The 21,508-nt window shown below is 42.8% G+C and carries 24 protein-coding genes and 1 pseudogene; 24 read left to right on the top strand and 1 reads right to left on the bottom strand.

The window, feature by feature from the left end; all coding sequences use genetic code 11:
* Nucleotides 1-15: 15 nt before the first annotated feature.
* The 5 genes and pseudogenes from BMZ31_RS14505 to BMZ31_RS14485 form a co-directional block, all read left to right on the top strand.
* The gene (locus BMZ31_RS14505; protein WP_090832645.1) at nt 16-423 is read left to right on the top strand and encodes a F0F1 ATP synthase subunit epsilon; all 408 of its coding nucleotides are present in this window, start codon (nt 16-18) and stop codon (nt 421-423) included.
* A gap of 163 nt (nt 424-586) precedes the next feature.
* Nucleotides 587-991, top strand: coding sequence for a type VII toxin-antitoxin system MntA family adenylyltransferase antitoxin (locus tag BMZ31_RS14500; RefSeq protein WP_090832643.1), 405 nt, complete (start codon nt 587-589; stop codon nt 989-991).
* Nucleotides 984-1,388 carry a type VII toxin-antitoxin system HepT family RNase toxin gene (locus BMZ31_RS14495; RefSeq protein WP_090832642.1) on the top strand — a complete coding sequence of 135 codons (405 nt, stop codon included), beginning with the start codon at nt 984-986 and terminating at the stop codon, nt 1,386-1,388. Before BMZ31_RS14500 ends, BMZ31_RS14495 begins: the two co-directional genes overlap by 8 nt.
* Nucleotides 1,389-1,559: 171 nt before the next feature.
* Nucleotides 1,560-2,432: an AraC family transcriptional regulator gene (locus BMZ31_RS14490; RefSeq protein WP_090832640.1), complete on the top strand. Its 873-nt coding sequence runs from the start codon at nt 1,560-1,562 to the stop codon at nt 2,430-2,432.
* A gap of 250 nt (nt 2,433-2,682) precedes the next feature.
* A pseudogene (locus BMZ31_RS14485) lies at nt 2,683-2,843 on the top strand (DUF2185 domain-containing protein); the annotation flags it as partial.
* 68 nt (nt 2,844-2,911) lie between these two features.
* Here the strand turns inward: BMZ31_RS14485 and BMZ31_RS14480 are convergent.
* Complete coding sequence (locus tag BMZ31_RS14480) at nt 2,912-3,133, bottom strand: hypothetical protein (protein WP_090832638.1); 222 nt, start codon at nt 3,131-3,133, stop codon at nt 2,912-2,914.
* A gap of 312 nt (nt 3,134-3,445) precedes the next feature.
* On the opposite strand from BMZ31_RS14480, the gene BMZ31_RS20095 reads away from it, so the two are divergent.
* From BMZ31_RS20095 to spoIID, 19 genes are all read left to right on the top strand, one after another.
* Entirely contained in the window at nt 3,446-3,607 is a 162-nt protein-coding gene (locus BMZ31_RS20095) for a hypothetical protein (RefSeq protein WP_175478132.1), read from the top strand.
* Between the two features lie 33 nt (nt 3,608-3,640).
* Complete coding sequence (locus BMZ31_RS14475; RefSeq protein WP_090832636.1) at nt 3,641-3,994, top strand: hypothetical protein; 354 nt, start codon at nt 3,641-3,643, stop codon at nt 3,992-3,994.
* 38 nt (nt 3,995-4,032) lie between these two features.
* Nucleotides 4,033-4,329 carry a DUF4190 domain-containing protein gene (locus BMZ31_RS14470; protein ID WP_090832634.1) on the top strand — a complete coding sequence of 99 codons (297 nt, stop codon included), beginning with the start codon at nt 4,033-4,035 and terminating at the stop codon, nt 4,327-4,329.
* Nucleotides 4,330-5,124: 795 nt separating this feature from the next.
* Nucleotides 5,125-5,466: a DUF952 domain-containing protein gene (locus BMZ31_RS14465; protein WP_090832633.1), complete on the top strand. Its 342-nt coding sequence runs from the start codon at nt 5,125-5,127 to the stop codon at nt 5,464-5,466.
* Between the two features lie 595 nt (nt 5,467-6,061).
* Nucleotides 6,062-6,436, top strand: a complete 375-nt coding sequence (locus BMZ31_RS14460) for an NADH-quinone oxidoreductase subunit A (RefSeq protein WP_090832631.1) — start codon at nt 6,062-6,064, stop codon at nt 6,434-6,436.
* On the top strand, nt 6,427-6,945 hold the full coding sequence (locus tag BMZ31_RS14455) for a NuoB/complex I 20 kDa subunit family protein (protein WP_139205957.1): 519 nt from the start codon (nt 6,427-6,429) through the stop codon (nt 6,943-6,945). The genes BMZ31_RS14460 and BMZ31_RS14455 overlap by 10 nt, the downstream gene beginning before the upstream one ends.
* 3 nt (nt 6,946-6,948) lie before the next feature.
* Nucleotides 6,949-8,358 (top strand): NADH-quinone oxidoreductase subunit C, encoded by a 1,410-nt coding sequence (locus BMZ31_RS14450; RefSeq protein WP_090832629.1) that lies wholly within the window; start codon nt 6,949-6,951, stop codon nt 8,356-8,358.
* 3 nt (nt 8,359-8,361) lie between these two features.
* Nucleotides 8,362-9,462, top strand: coding sequence for an NADH-quinone oxidoreductase subunit D (locus tag BMZ31_RS14445; protein WP_090832627.1), 1,101 nt, complete (start codon nt 8,362-8,364; stop codon nt 9,460-9,462).
* Nucleotides 9,462-10,472, top strand: a complete 1,011-nt coding sequence (nuoH, locus tag BMZ31_RS14440) for an NADH-quinone oxidoreductase subunit NuoH (protein ID WP_090832625.1) — start codon at nt 9,462-9,464, stop codon at nt 10,470-10,472. Before BMZ31_RS14445 ends, nuoH begins: the two co-directional genes overlap by 1 nt.
* Before the next feature lie 234 nt (nt 10,473-10,706).
* Nucleotides 10,707-11,126 (top strand): NADH-quinone oxidoreductase subunit NuoI, encoded by a 420-nt coding sequence (gene nuoI, locus BMZ31_RS14435; protein WP_090832622.1) that lies wholly within the window; start codon nt 10,707-10,709, stop codon nt 11,124-11,126.
* Nucleotides 11,123-11,638: an NADH-quinone oxidoreductase subunit J gene (locus BMZ31_RS14430; protein ID WP_090832620.1), complete on the top strand. Its 516-nt coding sequence runs from the start codon at nt 11,123-11,125 to the stop codon at nt 11,636-11,638. Before nuoI ends, BMZ31_RS14430 begins: the two co-directional genes overlap by 4 nt.
* Nucleotides 11,638-11,952, top strand: a complete 315-nt coding sequence (nuoK, locus tag BMZ31_RS14425) for an NADH-quinone oxidoreductase subunit NuoK (RefSeq protein WP_090832618.1) — start codon at nt 11,638-11,640, stop codon at nt 11,950-11,952. The genes BMZ31_RS14430 and nuoK overlap by 1 nt, the downstream gene beginning before the upstream one ends.
* A gap of 143 nt (nt 11,953-12,095) precedes the next feature.
* Nucleotides 12,096-13,964 carry an NADH-quinone oxidoreductase subunit L gene (gene nuoL, locus BMZ31_RS14420; protein WP_090832617.1) on the top strand — a complete coding sequence of 623 codons (1,869 nt, stop codon included), beginning with the start codon at nt 12,096-12,098 and terminating at the stop codon, nt 13,962-13,964.
* Nucleotides 13,961-15,481 (top strand): complex I subunit 4 family protein, encoded by a 1,521-nt coding sequence (locus tag BMZ31_RS14415; RefSeq protein WP_090832615.1) that lies wholly within the window; start codon nt 13,961-13,963, stop codon nt 15,479-15,481. Before nuoL ends, BMZ31_RS14415 begins: the two co-directional genes overlap by 4 nt.
* A 6-nt stretch (nt 15,482-15,487) precedes the next feature.
* The gene (gene nuoN, locus BMZ31_RS14410) at nt 15,488-17,002 is read left to right on the top strand and encodes an NADH-quinone oxidoreductase subunit NuoN (RefSeq protein ID WP_090832613.1); all 1,515 of its coding nucleotides are present in this window, start codon (nt 15,488-15,490) and stop codon (nt 17,000-17,002) included.
* 414 nt (nt 17,003-17,416) lie between these two features.
* Entirely contained in the window at nt 17,417-17,674 is a 258-nt protein-coding gene (locus tag BMZ31_RS14405) for a DUF1146 family protein (protein ID WP_090832612.1), read from the top strand.
* A 162-nt stretch (nt 17,675-17,836) separates the two neighbouring features.
* A complete protein-coding gene (locus tag BMZ31_RS14400) occupies nt 17,837-18,580 on the top strand; it encodes a YwmB family TATA-box binding protein (RefSeq protein WP_090832610.1) in 744 nt (247 codons plus the stop codon).
* A gap of 32 nt (nt 18,581-18,612) precedes the next feature.
* Nucleotides 18,613-19,926: a UDP-N-acetylglucosamine 1-carboxyvinyltransferase gene (murA, locus tag BMZ31_RS14395; RefSeq protein ID WP_090832608.1), complete on the top strand. Its 1,314-nt coding sequence runs from the start codon at nt 18,613-18,615 to the stop codon at nt 19,924-19,926.
* A 378-nt stretch (nt 19,927-20,304) separates the two neighbouring features.
* Nucleotides 20,305-21,336 (top strand): stage II sporulation protein D, encoded by a 1,032-nt coding sequence (spoIID, locus tag BMZ31_RS14390; protein WP_090832607.1) that lies wholly within the window; start codon nt 20,305-20,307, stop codon nt 21,334-21,336.
* The last annotated feature ends 172 nt before the right edge of the window (nt 21,337-21,508 follow it).

The raw sequence follows: 21,508 nt of genomic DNA, 5'->3' as shown, positions 1-21,508 counted from the left end.
CCAGGAGGGTAAAAAATGAAGACAATTAAAGTCAGTGTTGTTACTCCCGATGGTCCGGTTTATGAATCAGATGTAGAAATGGTAAGCACAAAAGCTCAAAGTGGTGAGCTTGGAATTTTACCAGGTCACATTCCTATGGTTGCACCTTTGGAAATCGGTGCGGTTCGCTTAAAAAAAGCTGGAACGACTGAATTTGTTGCTGTGAGTGGTGGTTTCTTAGAAGTCCGCCCTGATCAAGTAACAATTTTGGCTCAATCTGCTGAACAAGCTTCTGAAATCGACATTGACCGTGCTGTCCGCGCGAAAGAACGTGCAGAACAGCGTTTGCAAGAAAGCAAGCAGGACAACGTCGACTTCAAACGTGCCGAGCTGGCTCTTCAACGTGCCATCAACCGTATCTCCGTTGTGGAGAGAAAGTTATAATATTTTTATGAAAAACCACCTTTCAGGCTTCGGCTTGAGGGTGGTTTTTTATTTGTGTGGAAGGATTAGGACATGCGTTGTGGAATTAGTGTTCATAGAGGGTAGTGGGAGAACACGGTGTTATTTGATATAATATTCCATAAATAGGTAAGGGATGTGTCGTATGAAAACAGAAATGGTCCAAGCAATTAAAGATTTCCTAATAAATAAATTGGATCCAGTGTTTATCATCGTCTTTGGTTCATACGCCAAAGGATATAATCATGAGCATAGCGACATTGATATCGCCTTTTATTGTGAAAAATCAAGTCAGACTAAGTACGAAGTTTTCATGCTGGCACAAAATTTAGCAGATATTTTAAAGAATGAGATAGATTTGGTTGATATTAGTTCCGCTTCTACAGTTTTCAAAGCACAAATATATACAACGGGTAATGTTATTTATTCAAAAGATGATTACACACTGAAAAATTTACAAATGACGGCTCTTAGTATGTATGCAAAATTGAATGAGGAACGTGAGGATGTTTTGAAATCGATTAAGGAAAGTGGGTCAGTGTATGAATAATGACGTCATTTTGAATAAGGTTAGTGTCATTGAACGATGTCTTGTGAGAGTAAAAGAGGTTTATTCAAACGATCCAGCGAACCTAAACGATTTCACAAAACAAGATTCTATTATCTTAAATATTCAACGTTCTTGCGAAGCTTCGATTGATTTGGCAATGCATATTGTATCGGAAAAGCGGTTGGGGTTGCCACAGAACAGTAGGGATGCATTTGATATGCTGCAGAAGAATTCTATTATTACCGAAAGTGTCGCAAATAGACTAAAAGCGATGGTTGGCTTTCGGAATATTGCAGTACACGACTATCAAACCTTAAACATTGAGATATTAAAGCAAATCGTGGAATATCATCTAACTGATTTCACTGATTTTACTAGACAGGTATTAAGTTCATAAATCATACAGCGTTGTGTAGAATATAGGCAGTCCTTGGGGCTGTTTTTCTTTTATAACAAAAGTGTTAGAATGACTCGATTGAAAACTACATCCTGCAAAACGGTGCACTGATTGTCGGATGTCTTGAATTAACTCCTGATATTCTATTGATACAAGGAAGGAGTTCATTAATTGGATATGCTGAAACAGATGAATACTGCCATTAGATATATTGAAGAGAATCTTGCTGGCGAAATTGACTTTAAAGAGGTTGCAAGGCTAGCTTATAGCTCGGAATATCATTTTAAGAGAATGTTTTCCTTTCTTGCAGGTGTTACACTTTCCGAATATATAAGAAGAAGACGCCTCACGCTGGCAGCTTTTGAACTAAGGGATAATAGCATAAAGGTCATTGATATAGCGCTCAAATACGGATACAATTCACCTGATTCATTTGCAAGAGCGTTTCAACAATTGCATGGGATCACTCCATCAGAAGCAAGAAGGGATGGTCATTCACTTAAAGCATATCCACAGATGTCCTTCCATTTATCCATAAAGGGAGGCAGTGAAATGAACTATCGAATCGTTGAAAAAGAGGCATTTCGTATTGTGGGAATTAAGAAACGAGTACCAATTATTTTTGAGGGGATAAATCCAGAGATCGCTTCGATGTGGAGTAGTTTAAATGAGGGAACGATTAACGAGCTCAAAAATTTATCGAATGTTAAGCCATTAGGATTGCTTAGTGCATCAACGAATTTTTCCGAAGGAAGGTTGGAGGAAAAAGGGGAGCTTGATCATTATATAGGTGTAGCCACAACAAATGAGTGTCCAGCTCACTTTGCAGAACTTGAAGTGCTTGCATCTACATGGGCGGTATTCGAAGCGGTTGGACCTTTCCCAGAAACATTGCAAAGTGTATGGGGGCGCATTTATTCAGAATGGATTCCATCTTCTAACTATGAATTGATCGAAGGTCCAGAAATCTTGTGGAATGAAAATAAGGATGTAACTTCACCAACGTTTAAAAGTGAAATATGGATCCCTGTTTTGAAAAAGTAAGATTCTTTGTAAGAGCTGCGTCTGCAGCTCTTATTTTTATCTTGTGTAAAATCTCTTTCTAGTAATTTCATCAAGTGCGAAAAAGATGACAGAGCAAATAATAGCAGGAGTAAACAAAAATGTTTCAAAAAGGGATGGAACAAAGCCGAATCCAATATGAATGAATCCTGATACAAAAAAATGGTGATTTGAAAATTTATCGGAGAGAATTTTGGCTACTATGGAAACCGGTAAGTCATATAGAAAATTTCCGATTAAACACTTTCAAGTTATTTCAATCGGTGTCATTTTAAAATGGATGATTCTTTATCCTTTATTGATGTACCAGCTTTATGTGCATTTGAGAGAAATGCTATAGGAGTTTTTTATAAAATTGATGATTATGATTGGGATGGTTATTTGAATGGATAACTCACCTGAAAGCAAATGAAGAAAGGACGCGTTGTGCGTCCTTTTATTATGGTAGATACCTATTTGGGTTAGCGCCTTTTCTTTTTCGAGTTATCAAGAAGCAATTTATTTTTATTCACGACGACTTCACGGACAACCTGAACATCACAATTCTGCTCATCTACACAATTAATACTCGACACCTTCGCTTTGCGCCCTTTGATTATGATGTCATCACCAACAGCAGGTACGCTTTTGCGTAACTGACTTAATAAAAGATTTTTGTTCTCAAAATACTTCACAACAACCATTTTATCTCACCTATTTCATATGGTATGTGGTGCATCAATATATCCTCCTATAAAATATTTGATGATGGTGGGATTTAGACCTGATAAGAATAGAATGCTTTGAAAATGTTTTGGTGAAGAGATGACAACTTCTTGCGTACCTTACGGTACTTTATTTAGATTAGGTTGCTTTTTAAATAGATATAAAGAAAAAAGGAATTATTTTCAAAAGAGTGGAATGTATTTAGGAGTATCGTTATAAAAGGAAGTAGAGTGGAAATTTGAAGATGACTTATAGGGGTGAATGAATTGAGAAAGAGGATTCTAGTGATAATGGCATTATGGATTGGGTTGACTGGGATAGCCCTCACAATCATTCCTTCCTTATGTTTTGCTTGTAAGTGTGTTGAACCTGATGGTGCTGAAGTAGAGTTGGAAGAATCTCAAGCAGTTTTTAGTGGTAAGGTTATGGATGTTGTAGTTCAAAAAAGTTAAACGGGTAATATGTCAAAAAGGATACTATTTGAGGTGAATAGTACTTGGAAAGGTGTGTCTGAATCTCAAGTTATAGTGGTCACAGGACAAGGTGGTGGTGACTGCGGAATTGATTTCGTTGAGGGCGAAGAATATTTGGTATATGCGAATCAATCGTCAATATACGAAGACAGTGATTATCTAAGTGCGGGAATTTGTAGCAGGACGAATGAGTTAAGTGCAGCGGAAGAAGATTTACTTGTTCTCGGAGAGGGGAAAGCTCCGACTAAGGATGTTGATCTAGGGAAAGAGTTAAATGGGTCAAATTTGTATATATGGCTGATTGCGGTTGGTATAATAGGAGTTGTGACTTTCTTTATTTGGAGAAGGTTTAGGTTTAGGAAGTAATTTTAGTTTATAAATTGGAGTGTTTCGGAGTGAATGAGATGACAAATGAAACAAATAACGTAGGAACCAATGTTAAGGCCATTATTTCATTTATCCTTGGATTAACGACGATTTTTTGGATGATAGTGTTTCCTATTATTGGGGTTTTTCTTGGAATTGCTGGGCTGATATTGGGTATTTTAGCTTTGAAGGATATTAAACGTAGCAAACAGTCTGGAAGATGGTTAGCTATTTTAGGGGTTATTTGTGGTGTTTTGGGGATTGTTATGATGGTAGTAACGATTGGATTGGGGACTTTCTTTTATCTAAATAATGCTGCTTATAGCGTTATGTAAGGACCTCTACGGTCCTTTTTTTATTGAATAGGCTCTGCTGAAGTACATTGCTGGATTTCTGCACTTTGTTGATTGGAGCGGAAGGCGAAGGACTCCTCGGAAAACAAGCGACTGGAGCGGAAATCATCAGTAAGATTAACATAGCATATTTGTTAGGAAAATCTACGTGGATTTCTCTGATTTCGTGATTTTCCTAAAAAGTTGTATATGAACTTAGTGAATAAATTTTTGAAAACGTTGATTACCATGAAAATACAGGCGATAACATTTTTGAAAATGGCGATTACGATCAAAAAATAAGAGTATAAAAAATATCACAAACCCCACAAGGGTATAATGTGATATTTTCATATCCACTTTAAAAGAGATAATTACGTCAATTTCTCCATATTTAATCATACAAATTTATGTACAAGTAGACATTTCGTACCTTCTGACAGTATTTTTAAAAAATAAAGGAAAATTAAAGTGAAATGTTGGTTTTCTGCACTTTGTGGATTGGAGCGAAAGGTGCTTGGGTTCTTTAGAGGAAGATCATCAGTGTCCTTGGGAATTAGGGCTTATTCTAAATTGGTTCAGCAAAGCAAGCGACAGGAACGGAAATCAACAGGTAAGATTATCAGAGCCATTGATAAAAAAATAGTAGCTTGAAACCTGTGTATTTCCTGTGAAATAGCAGGTTTTTTTGTTGTTAAAGGAGTATGTGATAGATATGCAAGGATTTTTACAGCGATGATTCGGCTCGTGACAAATATTTAGACAGGTTTTGAATAGAATGATAGGGAGGCGTTTTGGATGGAAGCTGAAAAGGTACTGTATCACATTATTCGTGCTGATGAGTGGGACAAGGTGAGGGAAGAAAGTGTTTATGCTCCAGATAGTTTGGTAACGGAGGGCTTCATCCATTGTTCGACAGAGGAGCAGCTGGTAGAGGTTGCGGATGTATTTTTTAGGGGAGAGAAGGATTTACGGATTCTTTCTATTGATTCTGATTTGGTGAGTGCTGAGATTGTTTTTGAGGATTTGTATGAGACGGGTAAATTGTTTCCGCATATTTATGGAGAGTTGAATTTGGATGCTGTTGTGAAGGTTTCGAGGATGGGGGTTAGGGATGATGGGGAGATTGAGTTGGTGTAAAAGCAGTGGCTCTGGCGAGTCTTTTTTAGAGCCGAGCCTTTTATTAGTGCCGAACCTTCTTGGCTCTTGTGAGTTGCTTTTTTAAGGGCCAAACACATGTCGCTCTGGCGAGCTACTTTTAAGAATCATAACCTGGTTGCTCTTACGAGCTTCATTTTGAAAAACAGTGCGGCTGGGCACGTCATCTTCCGCTGCGCTTCAGATCACGTGCGCTCTTTTCCGACCATGAACAGGGTTCTTGTACAGTTCGCTTTTGCGTCATCTCTGGGAGCTTTTTCTGGGAGTGATTTCTTCGAGATCACGCAATCGCTCAGGAGGGGGATGATGTGTCGACGACCAGTGTGGCGTATCTGGAAAAATGCTCTCGCGGTGCTGTCGCACCCGGCGCTTCAGCTACGCTGAAGCTGCGCAAAATAGGAACATTTTCAGCTTTACGAGAGCGAGCTCTCGAGCGCTTAAAATGTTCCATTTTGCGGGCGAGAGATTTTTCCAAATAAAGTGTTGGGCTTGTCGACACATAATTGTAACAGTGCTATAATGAATTCGGTTACATGTTTAAAGAGTGTGAAAATTCTACATCATTGGAGGGGATGGCGTGGATCTTCTGAATGTATATCAGAATAACTATCTGATAGTTTTTGTGTTTCTATGTCTTGGAGTATTGTTGCCTGTGGTGGCGCTTTTTTTAGGTAAACTTTTGCGTCCATATAAACCGAGTGAAGCTAAGTACACCACATATGAAAGCGGGATTGAACCTTTCCACGATTCGCGTGTGCAGTTCAATGTCCGCTATTATATTTTTGCCCTTATGTTTGTTATTTTCGATGTGGAGACTGTGTTTTTGTATCCGTGGGCGGTTGCCTATGAGAAGCTCGGTCTTTTTGCGTTGATTGAAATGTTAATTTTTGTACTGATGCTAGTAATTGGTCTTGTTTATGCATGGAAGAAGAAGGTGCTGAAATGGATTTAAAGTTAGAGAATATGAATATCTCCGCAATGGAAATGGAAGAGTTGAAGCGTAATATCTTTATGACGACTTTGGAGCAGGTCAAGGCGTGGGCTCGTAGTAATTCACTGTGGCCAATGACTTTTGGTCTTGCTTGTTGTGCGATTGAAATGATGGGTGTAGGTTCTTCGCATTACGATTTGGACCGTTTTGGTTCTTTCTTCCGTACTTCTCCTAGACAGTCGGATGTCATGATTGTTTCGGGTACGTTGACGAAGAAGATGGCGCCGATTGTACGACGTCTTTATGATCAAATGCCTGAGCCAAAGTGGGTAATCGCGATGGGTTCTTGTGCGACTGCGGGCGGACCTTATGTGAAGTCTTATGCGGTTGTGAAGGGTGTTGACCAGATTGTTCCTGTAGATGTATACATACCTGGATGTCCTCCAAACCCTGCGGCATTGATATATGGAATTAATAAGTTAAAAGAGAAAATCCGTTATGAGGCGAAGACTGGGAAGAAGGTGATCTAACCGATGAGCGGTGAAAAGGACCTGGAACAGTTAAAGAAAGAAGCGGCTGCGAAAGCGAAGGCGGCTGCATTGGCAAAGATGCAAAGAACCGGTCAGGCTGGCGCTCAAGCTGAGGCTAGTAAACCTGAAAAGGCTGAGACAGAAGCTCAAGTTCCTGAAGCTTCTACTTCTGGTGATGATGAGAAGGCAAAGGCACTTGAACTAGCGAAGGCGAAAGCGGCGGCAGCAGCAAAAGCAAAGGCGGCTGCAATGGCGAAGCAAGCGGGTGGATCGGCTTCTTCTGTTGCGACGGCAACGGGTGATGATGGCCAGAAAGCGAGCGATCCTGCAGCATCAGGTGATGACGAGAAAGCAAAAGCACTTGAGCTAGCAAAGGCGAAAGCGGCAGCAGCGGCAAAAGCAAAAGCAGCGGCGTTATCGAAGCAAGCAGGTGGAGCAGAGTCAGCAGCCCCATCAAGTTATGACGAGAAGGCAAAAGCTCTTGAGCTAGCAAAGGCGAAAGCGGCAGCGGCGGCAAAAGCAAAAGCAGCGGCGTTAGCGAAGCAAGCAGGCGGAGCAGACACAGCGCCAGCATCGGATGATGAAAAAGCGAAGGCAATTGCAGCAGCAAAGGCGAAAGCGGCAGCAGCGGCAAAAGCAAAGGCAGCGGCGTTAGCGAAGCAAGCAGGTGGAGCAGAGTCAGTGCCAGCATCGGATGATGAAAAAGCGAAGGCAATTGCAGCAGCGAAGGCGAAAGCGGCAGCGGCGGCAAAAGCAAAGGCGGCAGCTCAAGCCAAGGCAGCGGGCGGAGCAGACTCAGCCCCGGCATCAGATGACGAGAAAGCAAAAGCGATTGCAGCAGCAAAGGCGAAGGCGGCAGCGGCGGCAAAAGCACGTGCAGCAGCGGCAGCGAAGACAGAAGGGGATGCCCCTGAAGCGGAAGCAACAGCGCCATCTGTGAATCAACCATATTTAGATAAATATTTGAAAGTAATTGAAGAAAACCTTGGTGCAGACGTTCTAGAAGATTCCTACATTAACAAACTATCCAAGGATGTCCCAACGCTTGTTGTGAAAAGAGAGAGCTACTTCAAAGTGGCGCAATTCCTTAAATTCAACGAGCTATTGAGCTTCGATTATCTATCAAATCTTCATGGAACAGATTACGAGACACATATGGAAGTGTATGTGCACTTATTCTCATATAAGAACCGTCAATCGGTTGCGATAAAAGTGAAGTTGGATCGCGAACAGCCAGTCGTAGATTCATTGCAGCCGCTTTGGAACGGTGCAAACTGGCCAGAATGTGAAGTATTTGACCTTCTTGGCATCAAATTCACAGGCCACCCAAATTTATACCGGATCATGCTCGGCGAAGAGTGGATTGGTTATCCGTTAAGAAAAGACTACGAGCCGTATGATGTGGAGGTGTAAGCAGTGTTACGTACAGAAGAAATGTTACTGAATGTAGGTCCTCAGCATCCAAGTACGCATGGTGTTTTCCGGCTTGTATTGAAAATTGACGGGGAAATCATTAAGGAAGCAAAGCCTGTTATCGGTTATTTGCACCGCGGAACCGAAAAGCTTGCTGAAGATCTTCAATATACACAAATCATTCCATACACAGACCGTATGGATTATCTGTCTGCCATGACGACGAACTATGTGCTTTGCCACGCGGTTGAGACAATGATGGACATCAAAGTACCTGACCGTGCGGAATACTTGCGCGTCATCGTAATGGAACTTGGCCGTATTGCCAGCCACCTTGTTTGGTGGGGTACATATTTATTGGATATCGGGGCAGTCAGTCCATTCCTATACGCTTTCCGTGAGCGTGAAATGATCATCAACATGTTGAATGAGTTATCTGGTGCGCGTTTGACGTTCAACTACATGCGCGTGGGCGGCGTTAAGTGGGACGCTCCTGAAGGCTGGATCGAGAAGGTTCAGGAATTCATTCCTTACATGAGAGAACAGTTAAAAGGTTATCACACGCTTGTAACAGGCAACGAAATCTTCTTGAACCGTGTCAAAGGCGTGGGTAAATACACGAAGGAAGATGCTTTGCAATACTCGCTAAGCGGACCTAACTTACGTTGTACTGGCGTGAAGTGGGATCTTCGTAAAGATGAGCCATATTCGATTTATGAACGCTTTGATTTTGACGTGCCGGTTCAAAATGGCGGAGACGCTTGGGCTCGCTATCAAGTGAGAATGGCTGAAATCGAAGAATCTTTAAAAATCCTTGAGCAAGCGGTTGAGCAATTCCCAAGCGAGGGTGATATTTTAGCAAAAGTGCCGAAGATCATTAAGGCGCCTAAAGGCGAAGCGTTCGTGCGTATTGAGTCGCCACGCGGTGAAATCGGCTGTTATATTGCGAGTGATGGTAAAAAAGAACCTTACCGTCTGAAATTCAGAAGGCCGTCTTTCTACAACCTTCAAATTCTCCCGAAGCTTCTAGAAGGCGAAAACATTGCAAATCTTATTGCGATTTTAGGGGCAATTGACATTGTTCTTGGGGAGGTTGACGGCTAATGATTGAAGATTTATTGCAATCAAGTCCGGGCTGGCTAAACTTTGGAATCTTCTTTTTACTAGGTACAGTCTTACTATTAGTAGTTCTCGGATTTGTTACGTATGCTATCTTAGCTGAACGTAAAGTCATGGGTTTCATGCAACTCAGACATGGTCCGAATCAGGTTGGTGGAAGCTGGGGATTATTACAGACGGTCGCTGACGTTCTGAAGCTTTTATTAAAAGAAGACAGCATTCCTAAGCTGGCTGACAGACCATTGTTCATTTTGGCTCCTGTCATTGCTTTCGCACCTGCATTCATGGTGCTTGCAACGATTCCGCTTACGGATAAGCTTCAATTTGCTGATATCGGTGTCGGCTTGCTTTACTACATCGCCATCTCTGGATTGACGACAATCGGTGTTGTAACAGGCGGCTGGGCATCGAACAATAAATACGCCTTACTCGGGGGCATGCGTGCTGCGGCGCAAATGATTTCCTACGAAATACCGCTCGTTATGTCAGTATTAGGTGTCATCTTACTTGCTGGCAGCTTGAACTTGAACGAAATCGTCGAAGCGCAAAAACATGGCTGGTTCATCCTTTGGCAGCCGATTGCCTTCATCATTTTCTTAATCGCATCCGTTGCCGAATTAAACAGGGCACCGTTTGACCTTCCGGAAGCAGAATCCGAGTTGGTTGCCGGTTTCCACGTTGAATATTCCGGATTCCGCTGGGCATTCTTCATGCTCTCAGAATACGTATATTTCTTCGCAATGGCGTCATTAACAACAGTATTATTCCTAGGCGGTTGGCTGCCTCCGCTTGAAGTGCTTGACTTCATTCCAGGTGCCGTTTGGTTTTCTATTAAATTCAGTGTGGTTGTCTTCATTCTTGTCTGGTTCCGTGTAACGTTCCCACGTGTTCGTGCCGACCAACTAATGGAGTTCGGCTGGAAGGTACTACTGCCAATCGCATTGGCAAACATCTTCATCACCGCACTAATCAAAGAATTCGTTGTGTGGTTTTAATTAAAGACTTTGTTAAAGGCTCGGTATTATTTTTGGCACTTTGTTGATTGGAGTGGAAGGCGCTAGACTCCTGGGGGATTAGCGTTACAGGCGAGACCCCGCAGGAGCGATAGCGACGAGGAGGCTCGGCGAACGCCCCCGGAAAGCAAGCGACTGGAACGGAAATCAACAGCCAAGTCTAGCAGAGCCTGATTAACAGAACATCTCCTACTTTCTCAAAAGGGGTGAAATAGCATGCTAGGATTAGCAAAAGGTTTAGTATATACCCTTAAAAACCTAACTCGGGAAAAAGTAACGTATGACTACCCAAACGAACCGCTTCCGTTACCGGACCGTTTCCGCGGGATTCAGAAGTTTTATCCGGAAAAATGTATCGTATGTAATCAATGTTCGGCGATATGTCCGACAGATTGCATTCAATTAACTGGTAAAAAGCATCCCGATCCGACGAAAAAAGGGAAAATCATTGATACGTATGATATCAACTTCGAACTTTGCATCCTTTGTGACTTATGTACAGAGGTATGTCCGACTGAGGCGATTATCATGACGAACAATTTCGAACTAGCTGAATACAGCCGTGACCAGTTATTTAAAAACTTGGAATGGCTTGATGAAAATGACGAAAACGTACGGAAGGTGAATAAAGCATGACGTTATCAGGCGAATTTTTTGCATTTATGTCTCTCGCTTTAGTGGCAGTTATCGGCGGCGTGCTTTTATTAAACCTTACAAAAGTCGTACACATGATTGTTGCTTTAGTATTTACATTTGTCAGCATCGCAGGCATTTACGTTTTGTTGTCAGCTGAATTCGTGGCAGCTGTTCAAATCCTGATCTACTCAGGTGCGATCACGATTATCATGCTCTTCGGAATCATGTTGACGAGGCATGACGACAATAGCGAACCAACAGGTGATAAATGGCGCAAGCTGTTCCTATTGCTTGGTGTATTGGCCTTCGCTTTTGCCGTTTATATCGGGATTTACAATTTGGATATCCATCCTGCACCTAGCGCTTTGCATGAAAACAACACAGAACAAATCGGAGTATCACTTTATTCGGACTTCATCATTCCGTTTGAATTAACTTCAGTTGTCCTGCTAGTAGCTCTAATTGGGGCGATCATTCTTGCAAAGAAAGATGACAAGGAGGGGGATAAATAATGAGTACGGTTCCCGCTTCAGCCTTTCTGGCATTGGCACTCATCCTTTTCTGTATCGGACTTTACGGGGCATTAACAAAGAGAAATACGGTTATTGTCCTGATTTCCATCGAATTGATGCTGAATGCCGTCAATATTAATCTTGTCACTTTTAGTAAATACGGAATTATGCCTTCCATCACGGGTCAAGTGTTTGCGCTATTCGCGATTGCAATTGCAGCAGCAGAAGCGGCCGTTGGACTGGCAATTTTGATTGCACTTTACCGTAACCGAAAAACGGTTAACATTGATGAAATGAATACGATGAAAAATTAACAGGTTCAAATCCGAGCCTTGCAGGTTATCCGCATACAACGGACGATCTGTATGACCCGCTCCAAATAAGGCGGGCCTCAATCTACGCGCATTCTATTAGAAATCAGCAGCAAACAGCGCGTTTAAAAAAGGGGATTGTGATAGTGATGGAATTAGCATGGATCATACCGCTTTTCCCGCTTTTGTCTTTCTTGATTCTTCTACTATTCGGCAAGAAGCTGAAAGAAGCCAGTGCACACGTGGGGATCATCCTTACGCTCGCTGCTTTAGCCTTTTCCATCATGGTTCTGTTCGAACGTTTGACAGAATCGACTTACAAGGCTGAAACGGTCTGGCTGAAAATAGGGGAGCTTCAATTAACAGCGGGCTTTGAAGTGAATCAGTTAAATGCATTAATGCTGTTTATCGTATCGCTCGTAAGCTGTCTAGTACATACATACTCAAAAGGTTATATGCACGGCGATGAGCGCTTCCCGGTATTCTATGCATATTTAGGTTTGTTTACGTTTGCAATGCTAGGTTTGGTGCTTTCACCTAACTTATTACAAACGTATATTTTCTGGGAACTTGTCGGGGTAGGATCATTCCTACTGATCGGTTTCTATTTTTACAAAGATGAAGCAAGACAGGCTGCAAAAAAAGCCTTTATCATGACTCGTATCGGGGATGTTGGTCTACTAATCGGGATGATTCTATTATTCTGGCAGGTTGGCAGCTTCGAATATGACGCGATTTTCGCAGCAGTTGAAGAAGGCGCGATTTCAGCTAGCATGATTACATTAACGGCGATCCTTATATTCGTCGGGGCAGTGGGTAAATCAGGTCAGTTCCCGCTTCACACATGGCTTCCAGACGCAATGGAAGGCCCAACGCCTGTTTCAGCATTAATCCATGCTGCGACGATGGTTGCTGCCGGTGTTTACTTGGTAGCGGCGATGTTCCCGCTATTTGTAGCGAGTGAAACGGCGATGATGACAGTTGCGGTGATTGGTGCTTTCACAGCGATTTTTGCAGCAAGCATTGGTCTTGTCCAAACAGATATTAAGAGAGTGTTAGCTTACTCAACGGTGAGCCAACTCGGTTACATGATGCTTGCGCTAGGATCTGCAGGCTATGTGGCGGGTGTGTTCCACTTGATGACGCATGCATTCTTCAAAGCACTATTGTTCTTGGCGGCAGGAAGCGTCATTCATGCCGTTCACACACAAAACATCGAGGAAATGGGCGGTCTTTGGAAAAAGCTGCGCTTAACAGGCCCATTATTCTTAATCGGAACACTCGCAATCAGCGGTGTGCCGTTGTTCTCGGGATTTTTCAGTAAAGAAGAGATTTTGATTGCTGCATGGGAAAATGGTCATCCGGTCTTGTTCTTACTTGCCTTGATTGCCGCATTCTTTACAGCTTTCTATATGTTCCGCTTATTCTTTATGGTGTTCACTGGCCCAGCCAAGGGAGACTTGAAGAAGGTTCACGAGTCACCGGCAACGATGACCGTTCCGATGATGGTGCTTGGCGTTCTTGCTGTAGTTGCTGGATACGTGAACACTCCTTGGTTTGGTACATTCCTTGGCGATTGGCTGACTGAAGGAAATGAAGCACTTGGGCACGGTCACATCGAAGGTCCAATTTGGATCATGATTGTGGCAACAGTCGTTTCTCTGGCAGGAATCTTCCTTGCTTATCTCATGTACGGCAAGCGCTCTATTGCGCGTGACTGGCTGAGCGGAGGAGCACCTACAATCTACAACATCCTTTACAACAAATACTACATCGATGAATTCTACAGCTTAACAGTAGTTAATTTTACAAAAGGAGTTAGCTACTTCTTAAGAATGATTGATGTATTCCTGGTTGAAGGAGTTGTGAAGGCGATTTCTGGCTTCGTTCAAACGCTTGGACGTACTGGTTCGAAGCTTCAAACAGGGCAGGTGCAGACGTACGGAGCAATGGCTTTCGTCGGTCTTGCGGTTCTAGTTTTGATTTTTGCTTTAACAGGGGGGTACTTAAAATGAATTTAACGTATGTTTTGTCCATCCTAGTATTCTCCCCTTTATTAGGTATGCTAGTACTTGCTTTTCTCCCTAAAACGGATGAAAAGACAATCAAACGAATTGGTTTCTTGGCGACGCTTCCGGCACTTTTGCTATCGTTAGCGGTTTATTTCCACTACTTGGCTGGAAAAGCGCTAGCCGATTTTTCGGTAAAAGTTCCATGGATTCAATTCGGAGGCATGAAGGGTGTCGATGAATACCTTTTCGCCGTTTACTATGAACTGAGCGTGGATGGCTTCTCAATGCTCATGGTCGTTTTAACGGCCGTATTATCGACATTGGCGGCTCTTGCTTCCTTCCGTATCAAGAAGGAGTGGAAAGGCTATTTCATGCTATTCCTCTTGCTTGAGATAGGTATGCTTGGAGTTTTCACTGCGCAAAACTTAATCCTCTTCTTCGTTTTCTTTGAAGTAACATTGATTCCAATGTTCTTCTTGATCGGGAAGTGGGGTTATTTTGAAAAAGAAAAAGCGGCTTACAGCTTCTTGATTTATAACGGTCTTGGATCAGCAATCCTGTTAATCGTCATCATGGTGCTGTTTGCTCGTACGGGTACAACGAATATTGAAGCGCTAACGGCGTTCATCAATACGCCAGATGCAAAGATTGTTTCACCTATTTCAGAGAGTGCGAAATACGGCTTATTCATTGCGCTTCTAGTCGCATTCGGAGTAAAGCTTCCGATTTTCCCTTTGCACAGCTGGATGCTGAAGGTTCACGTTCAAGCGCCGCCTTCAATCGTTATGCTTCACTCAGGGATTCTTTTGAAAATTGGGGCATTTGGTCTAATCCGCTTTGGAATGGGGATTTTCCCAGAGCAATTTGAAAAAATGGCGTTTATTTTAGCCGTACTTGGTGTTGTTAACCTGTTATTCGGTGCATTCCTAGCATTTGTACAAAAAGACTTCAAAATGGTGCTTGCGTATTCTTCCATTTCGCACATGGGGATTGTGTTGATCGGTCTTGGAGCAATGAACGAAGCAGGAGTCCAAGGAGCGATTTTCCAAGTCGTTTCCCACGGTTTAATTTCGGCACTATTGTTCTTCCTTGTCGGCTCATTCTATGAGCGCGTAGGCACATCATTAATCGATAACCTTGGCGGACTGGCTAAAGGAATGCCAATATTATCAGGAGTCTTGCTTGCAGCTGCAATGGCATCACTTGGACTGCCAGGAATGTCCGGATTTGTCAGTGAGTTCATGGCCTTCCTCGGTTTATTCGAAGAACAGCCTGTCCTAGCAGCAATCGGAACAATCGGTATCATCATGACGGCTGTATATCTGCTACGTGCGGTTCTTGGCATTACTTTTGGAAAAGCACATCGCGAATTTGCGAGTATGACAGACTTAAAAGGTATTGAGCTTGTTCCTGTTGTAACCTTGGTCGGCTTGATTGTGCTGATCGGTGTTTACCCGACTGTTCTGAGCACACCATTGAAGACGACATTAGAAACTATCATGCTTGGATTAGGAGGGTGATGAACGATGGATATGGACGTATTGCTATCATTTGAATGGGGCGCCATGGCACCCGAATTCATCATCCTTGGTGTTGCCACCATCCTTTCATTATTAGATTTATTTATGCCAAAATCGATCGACCGAAAGATCCTTGGCTGGATAGGCGTTGCAGGTATTGCTGCAGCCATCGTAACACTTCTTGGAATGGTTGATGAGCCAGTTGTCAGTATCTTAGCGGACACATTCCGCCTAGATGCATTCGGCAAGGCATTTAAGCTATTGTTACTTGCAGGTTCGGCACTTGTGTTGATGCTTGCAATTAGCTACAAGAAGAAGGACGGGATGGAAGAAGCTCACGGTGAGTTCTACTACCTGTTCCTGACTGCCTTACTTGGTGCGATGTTTATGGCATCAAGTGGCGATTTGATCACCTTGTTTGTTGGTTTGGAATTATTGTCGATTTCTTCTTATATTTTAGCGGGGATTCGCAAGCATCATCTTCAATCAAATGAATCAGCGATGAAATACGTCATCAATGGCGGAATTTCCACAGCGATTACTTTGTTTGGGATGAGCTATGTATACGGACTAACAGGCACAACAAATCTTAAAGGCATGACAAGTGCATTGGCCACTCTAAGTGACCCGCAGCACGTGTACTTGCTAAGTTTAGCTTTCTTAATGATCTTTGTAGGCTTGTCATTCAAATTGGCAGCAGCACCGTTCCACATGTGGGCTCCAGATGTGTATCAAGGTGCACCAACGCCGGTTACAGCATTCCTGAGCGTTGTTTCTAAAACGGCAGGATTTGTGCTAGTGATTCGAGTGTTGCTTTCTGTTTTTGGTATTACACCGGCAGAAGGACCTGGTACAATGCCAATCCTACTTAAAATGCAAGACTACATCGCATTCATCGCGGCAGCTACAATGGTGATTGGAAACGTCATTGCTTTACGTCAATCCAACATCAAGCGCTTATTCGCTTACTCAAGTATTGCGCATGCAGGTTACGTGTTAGTTGCTTTTGCATCCATGAGCTTCTTCATGTTTGATGCAATCTGGTTCTACCTAGCAGCATACTTATTCATGAATATCGGTGCTTTCGCTATCATTCAGTTGATCGAGGAAAAAACAGGTTCAGGAGAAATCAGCGCTTACGCAGGGCTTTACCGTCGTGCACCGCTACTCGCTGTAGCATTCGGAGTCTTGATCATCTCATTGGCTGGTTTCCCAGGCACAGCTGGATTCATTGGAAAACTAAACATCTTCATGGGTGCGTTTGTGGAAAATGAAGCACATTATGTACTTGGTTCTGTTATGATCGCGACAACAGTCGTTTCATACTTCTACTATTTCGGTATCATGGTACAAATGTTCTTCCGTCCATCTGCTAGCGATGAAAAAATTAAAGCACCAGCCACCATCCTTGTTGTGTTAGGAATTTGCTTGATCGCAACCGTGCTATTAGGGGTAGCACCAAACGTCGGGCTCGACTTTATTCACGAACACTTCAATCAATTCCAGGATTTCTTAGGCTAAATAGAAGTTTTTCACGGGAGAAGGAAAGGAACTTTGGGGGAAGTTCTTGTCCTAGATTCAAAGGGGAATGAATAGATACACGAAGAAGGAGGCCGTACCTCCTTCTTTTTTTGTGGTCTGGGCCCCGTTTTGTCGAAAACTCGTTAAATAGTTTGTAACCGCCGTTAAACATTCTCTAAGCGCCGTTAGAGTGAGCGTAACCGCCGTTAAATTTCCACAACCGCTGTTAAATCAAAAAACAACTATGAATACCCCATAGGAGTAGGGAATTCGTCATGGTAAATAATTGTAAATTGCAACATACTCGTAACATTAATTTAATATTCCTGATTTATTTTACGAATTTAGTGGATTGTTTTTTGCCTCAAATCTTAAAACGTTGTAATCTATAAAAGGAAGAAAAGGAGGTCGGATATGATTACTGGTTTTGGTACTCAAGCTCTTGTCAGTATTGTCGTTCATATCGCGTTCATTGCCTTGTCATGGTGGGCTATTCAAGCTTTTAACTTTGAAAAGTTGCTTCGTAAGAACCATGTGGTGCAGGCGCGCGTACTATATATATTATTAGCCATTGTCCTCGGCTCAACTGTCAGCAATTTTTTCCTTAATTATCTTCTCTGGTCCCAGCAACTTCCGCTAATTTTACAAAATATCAATTTCTTTGAAATTTAGGTCTTCAAGCATGTTTTCATGAGGACACTTTTTCAGTACAATTCTCTTTGTGCTCTTTACGAGTTGCAAGGAACAGAAGCTTGTCAAAAAGTGACGACAATTCCCAAGTATGCTCCTTGTCTCCCTGGTAACAATGTTATTAAGGGGAGAGGGGTTATAGATATGAAAACAAAGTTTATTTTATCAATAATTGTCATTATTGGTTTTATTATGAGTCAACTTGGGAATATGACGACTGTAGCTAATCAAGAATTAGATTTACAGACAATCGCGACTGTTCTGAAGGACGAAAATATTTTACTCAATGAATGGACTTTTCATGCACGTGAGCATTTGCTTTCTTTTAAGAGTGACCGTGAAGTTGAAGAATACGTAACACAACTGCAAGAAAAATTTCCAAAGTGGCAATGGTCGGAAACTTCCGACGGTCACAAATGGGAAGTTATAGCAGTTTCTCCAGCTTCTAAACACCACCAAGAAAAACTTCAAATGATTGCAACCCTCACAAATGACAAGATCGATGCGTATATGGTTTATGAAGTTAAGGGTCAAAAATGGAGCAAGGAATCAGAAGCTTTCTTGTCTAAGCATTTTGAACCGAGATTGTCGAACATATTTCGTGGAAATCCTACAATTTTCTCTTGTATGAAAGGCGTTTTCAGTGATAAGATTGATTCGGCTTTACCTAATTCAGTAAATAAAGTGCTGTCAAGATTTAATGCGAAAGAAATAGAAGCGTTAAAGGAAGATACATTTATATCGGTTTCGGCTTTTTCACCTAAGTTTGCTGAGTCGATTCAGTCCGAAAAAGATAACATGAATTTGCAAATTGCCGTACGTTCCCAAGGATTGGGCGCTAAGACTACCATTGTAGTTGGCACGCCGATCATTACGATTGAATATTAATATAGAGAATTTGGACGCGGAGGGGAATACTTTTGGAAAAAATCATCGTCCGCGGCGGTAGAAGGCTGAACGGTGCCGTTCAAGTAGAAGGGGCAAAAAATGCCGTCTTGCCAGTAATCGCTGCAACACTATTAGCAAGTGATGGAAAAAGCGTAATTCGCAATGTGCCAACTCTCTCCGATGTATATACGATCAATGAAGTATTACGCTATTTAAACGCCGAAGTGGAGTTTAAAGATAATCGAGTTGTTGTAAATGCATCCAGAGAGTTAAAAGTTGAAGCACCATTTGAATATGTGCGCAAAATGCGCGCTTCCGTATTAGTCATGGGATCATTATTAGCACGGAATGGCCGTGCACGCGTTGCCTTACCAGGTGGCTGTGCAATCGGTTCCCGTCCTATTGATCAGCACCTTAAAGGCTTTGAAGCTATGGGTGCAAATGTGAAAGTCGGTAACGGCTTCATTGAAGCAGAAGCAGAAGGCGGCCGCCTAAAGGGTGCTAAAGTTTATTTAGACTTCCCAAGCGTTGGCGCGACTGAAAACATTATGATGGCTGCAACACTTGCAGATGGCACAACAATCATCGAAAATGCAGCTAAAGAACCAGAAATCGTTGATTTAGCAAACTTCCTGAACAGCATGGGTGCTAAAGTGACAGGTGCTGGCACTGGAACTCTTACAATTGAAGGTGTAAATGTACTATTCGGTGCAGACCACACTATGATTCCAGACCGTATCGAAGCAGGAACTTTCATGGTAGCTGCTGCAATCACTGGCGGTAACGTTCTAGTGAGAGGCGCAGTGAATGACCACCTTTCATCTTTAGTTTCTAAGATGCAAGAAATGGGCGTTGAGATTCATGAAGAAGAAGATGGACTACGCGTTATTGGTCCTGAAAAATTAAAGGCTGTCGACATCAAAACGATGCCACACCCAGGTTTCCCTACAGATATGCAATCTCAAATGATGGCATTGCTATTGCGCGCAGAAGGAACGAGCATGATCACTGAAACGGTATTTGAAAACCGCTTCATGCATGTGGAAGAATTCCGTCGCATGAACGCTGAAATCAAAATTGATGGCCGCTCTGTGATTATGACTGGCGGTGCGGACTTGCAAGGTGCTGAGGTAGCTGCAACGGATCTTCGTGCAGCAGCAGCGTTAATTTTAACAGGATTAGTAGCTGACGGCATGACACGCGTTACTGAGCTTAAACACTTAGACCGCGGATATGTTGACTTCCACAAGAAACTCGAAGCACTTGGTGCTGACATCGAACGCGTAACAGAAGTCGATGAAACAGTTGAAATGGAACAAACGTATATCTCTGATATGAACGCATAAAGATCGCCCAGAGTCATCAGACTCTAGCGAATGAGGAAAGCCGAGGAAACTTGCTGTCAGATGTCTGACAAGAAGTCGACTCGGTTTTTTGTTTTTAACAAATAAGAAAGTATAAAATATAACGAAGTTAACTGTCTAGCTTCAGCGCCCAGCCCCTCTGGGTCATAAGCCAAAGCGCTCCAGAAATCAGGATTTCCTGCACGCTTCGTCTTATGCCTGTCGGGGCTGAACAGGGCGCTTGCGCTTTTCTTTTGATAGACGATTTGTCTAAGGCAGACATCCGATTTTAGTCATAAATGCTTGTCCCGAGCCATAGGATGAAATGAGACGAAGCCAATTCTTTAGGCCGTTAACTTTTCAAACTGGAGGCTTTTTTTTATGAAAAAAATAAAACCACTACTCGTTCTAGCAGTCATCCTATTCGCAGTCACTTTAATCGTCCCATCGGTGCTCGTGCTGCCTTTTTCAGAAGAAAAGGTCAACGGCAAACTGGGAGAAGAGCTGAAACAGCCAGTTGAAGAGGCGCAATCACAGGAGGCTTCCGCCGATGCTGCAATAGACGTAGCGGTTTTCAGGGCAGCGAAAGAGGTGATTGAAAAGGTTCCTCTCGAACAATATTTGGTAGGGGTAGTGGCAGCGGAAATGCCCGCCGATTTCGAGATGGAGGCTTTGAAGGCTCAGGCATTGACTGCACGGACGTATTACGTCAAACAAATGCTCACGAAAGAAAAGATAGGATTGCCAGAGGGTGCCGACGTTTCCGACACGGAATTCCATCAAGTGTACAGAAGTGACGCTGAACTTCAGAAAAGCTGGGGCAAGGACTACAGTTGGAAAAAGAAAAAGATCCTCGATGCCGTGAAAGCAACGAGCGGGCAAATCTTAACGTATAAAGGTGAAGCGATCACGGCCACCTTTTTCTCCACCAGCAACGGGTTTACCGAAAACTCCGAGGACTATTGGTCCAACGCATTTCCTTATTTACGAAGTGTAGAAAGCCCTTGGGACGTGGGAACAGAGAAATTCAGTTCTGAAAACATTTATACAGTGAAGGAATTTGAAAACAGGCTCGGCGTCAAACTTGGCGATGCAGCAACAATCGGAAAAATCACCGAACGCACAGCCGGTAAACGCGTCAGCAAAGTCGATTTTAATGGCAAGGTGCTGACCGGCAAAGATATTCGTGAAAAACTTGAGTTGAAATCATCCGACTTCACTTGGGAGCGCAAAGGCAACCAAATCGTCGTCAAAACGAAAGGCTACGGGCACGGAGTCGGTATGAGTCAGTATGGCGCGAACGGAATGGCGTCAGAAGGCAAGAACTACAAGCAAATCGTCCAGCATTACTATCAAGGCGTGGAAATCTCCTCCGCCGCACAATCACTCTCCACCATCACCGCGAAAAAATAAGATTGGTATGATGAACCCCGCCATTCACGTGGCGGGGTTTTGTATTCTGTTGAAGTTTGCGCTATGAAGGGAGCACATCTAATGAAGTTTGCACTTTGACTTTTCCTCGGCGTAAATATTGAGATTTCAGCTTAAATATGAGGTGTTTTAAGTAGGGGTAGTTTTCTGAATA

This window comes from Bacillus sp. cl95, assembly GCF_900115925.1.
Lineage (GTDB): Bacteria > Bacillota > Bacilli > Bacillales > Cytobacillaceae > Neobacillus_A.
This window is presented reverse-complemented; position numbering and strand designations above follow the sequence as displayed.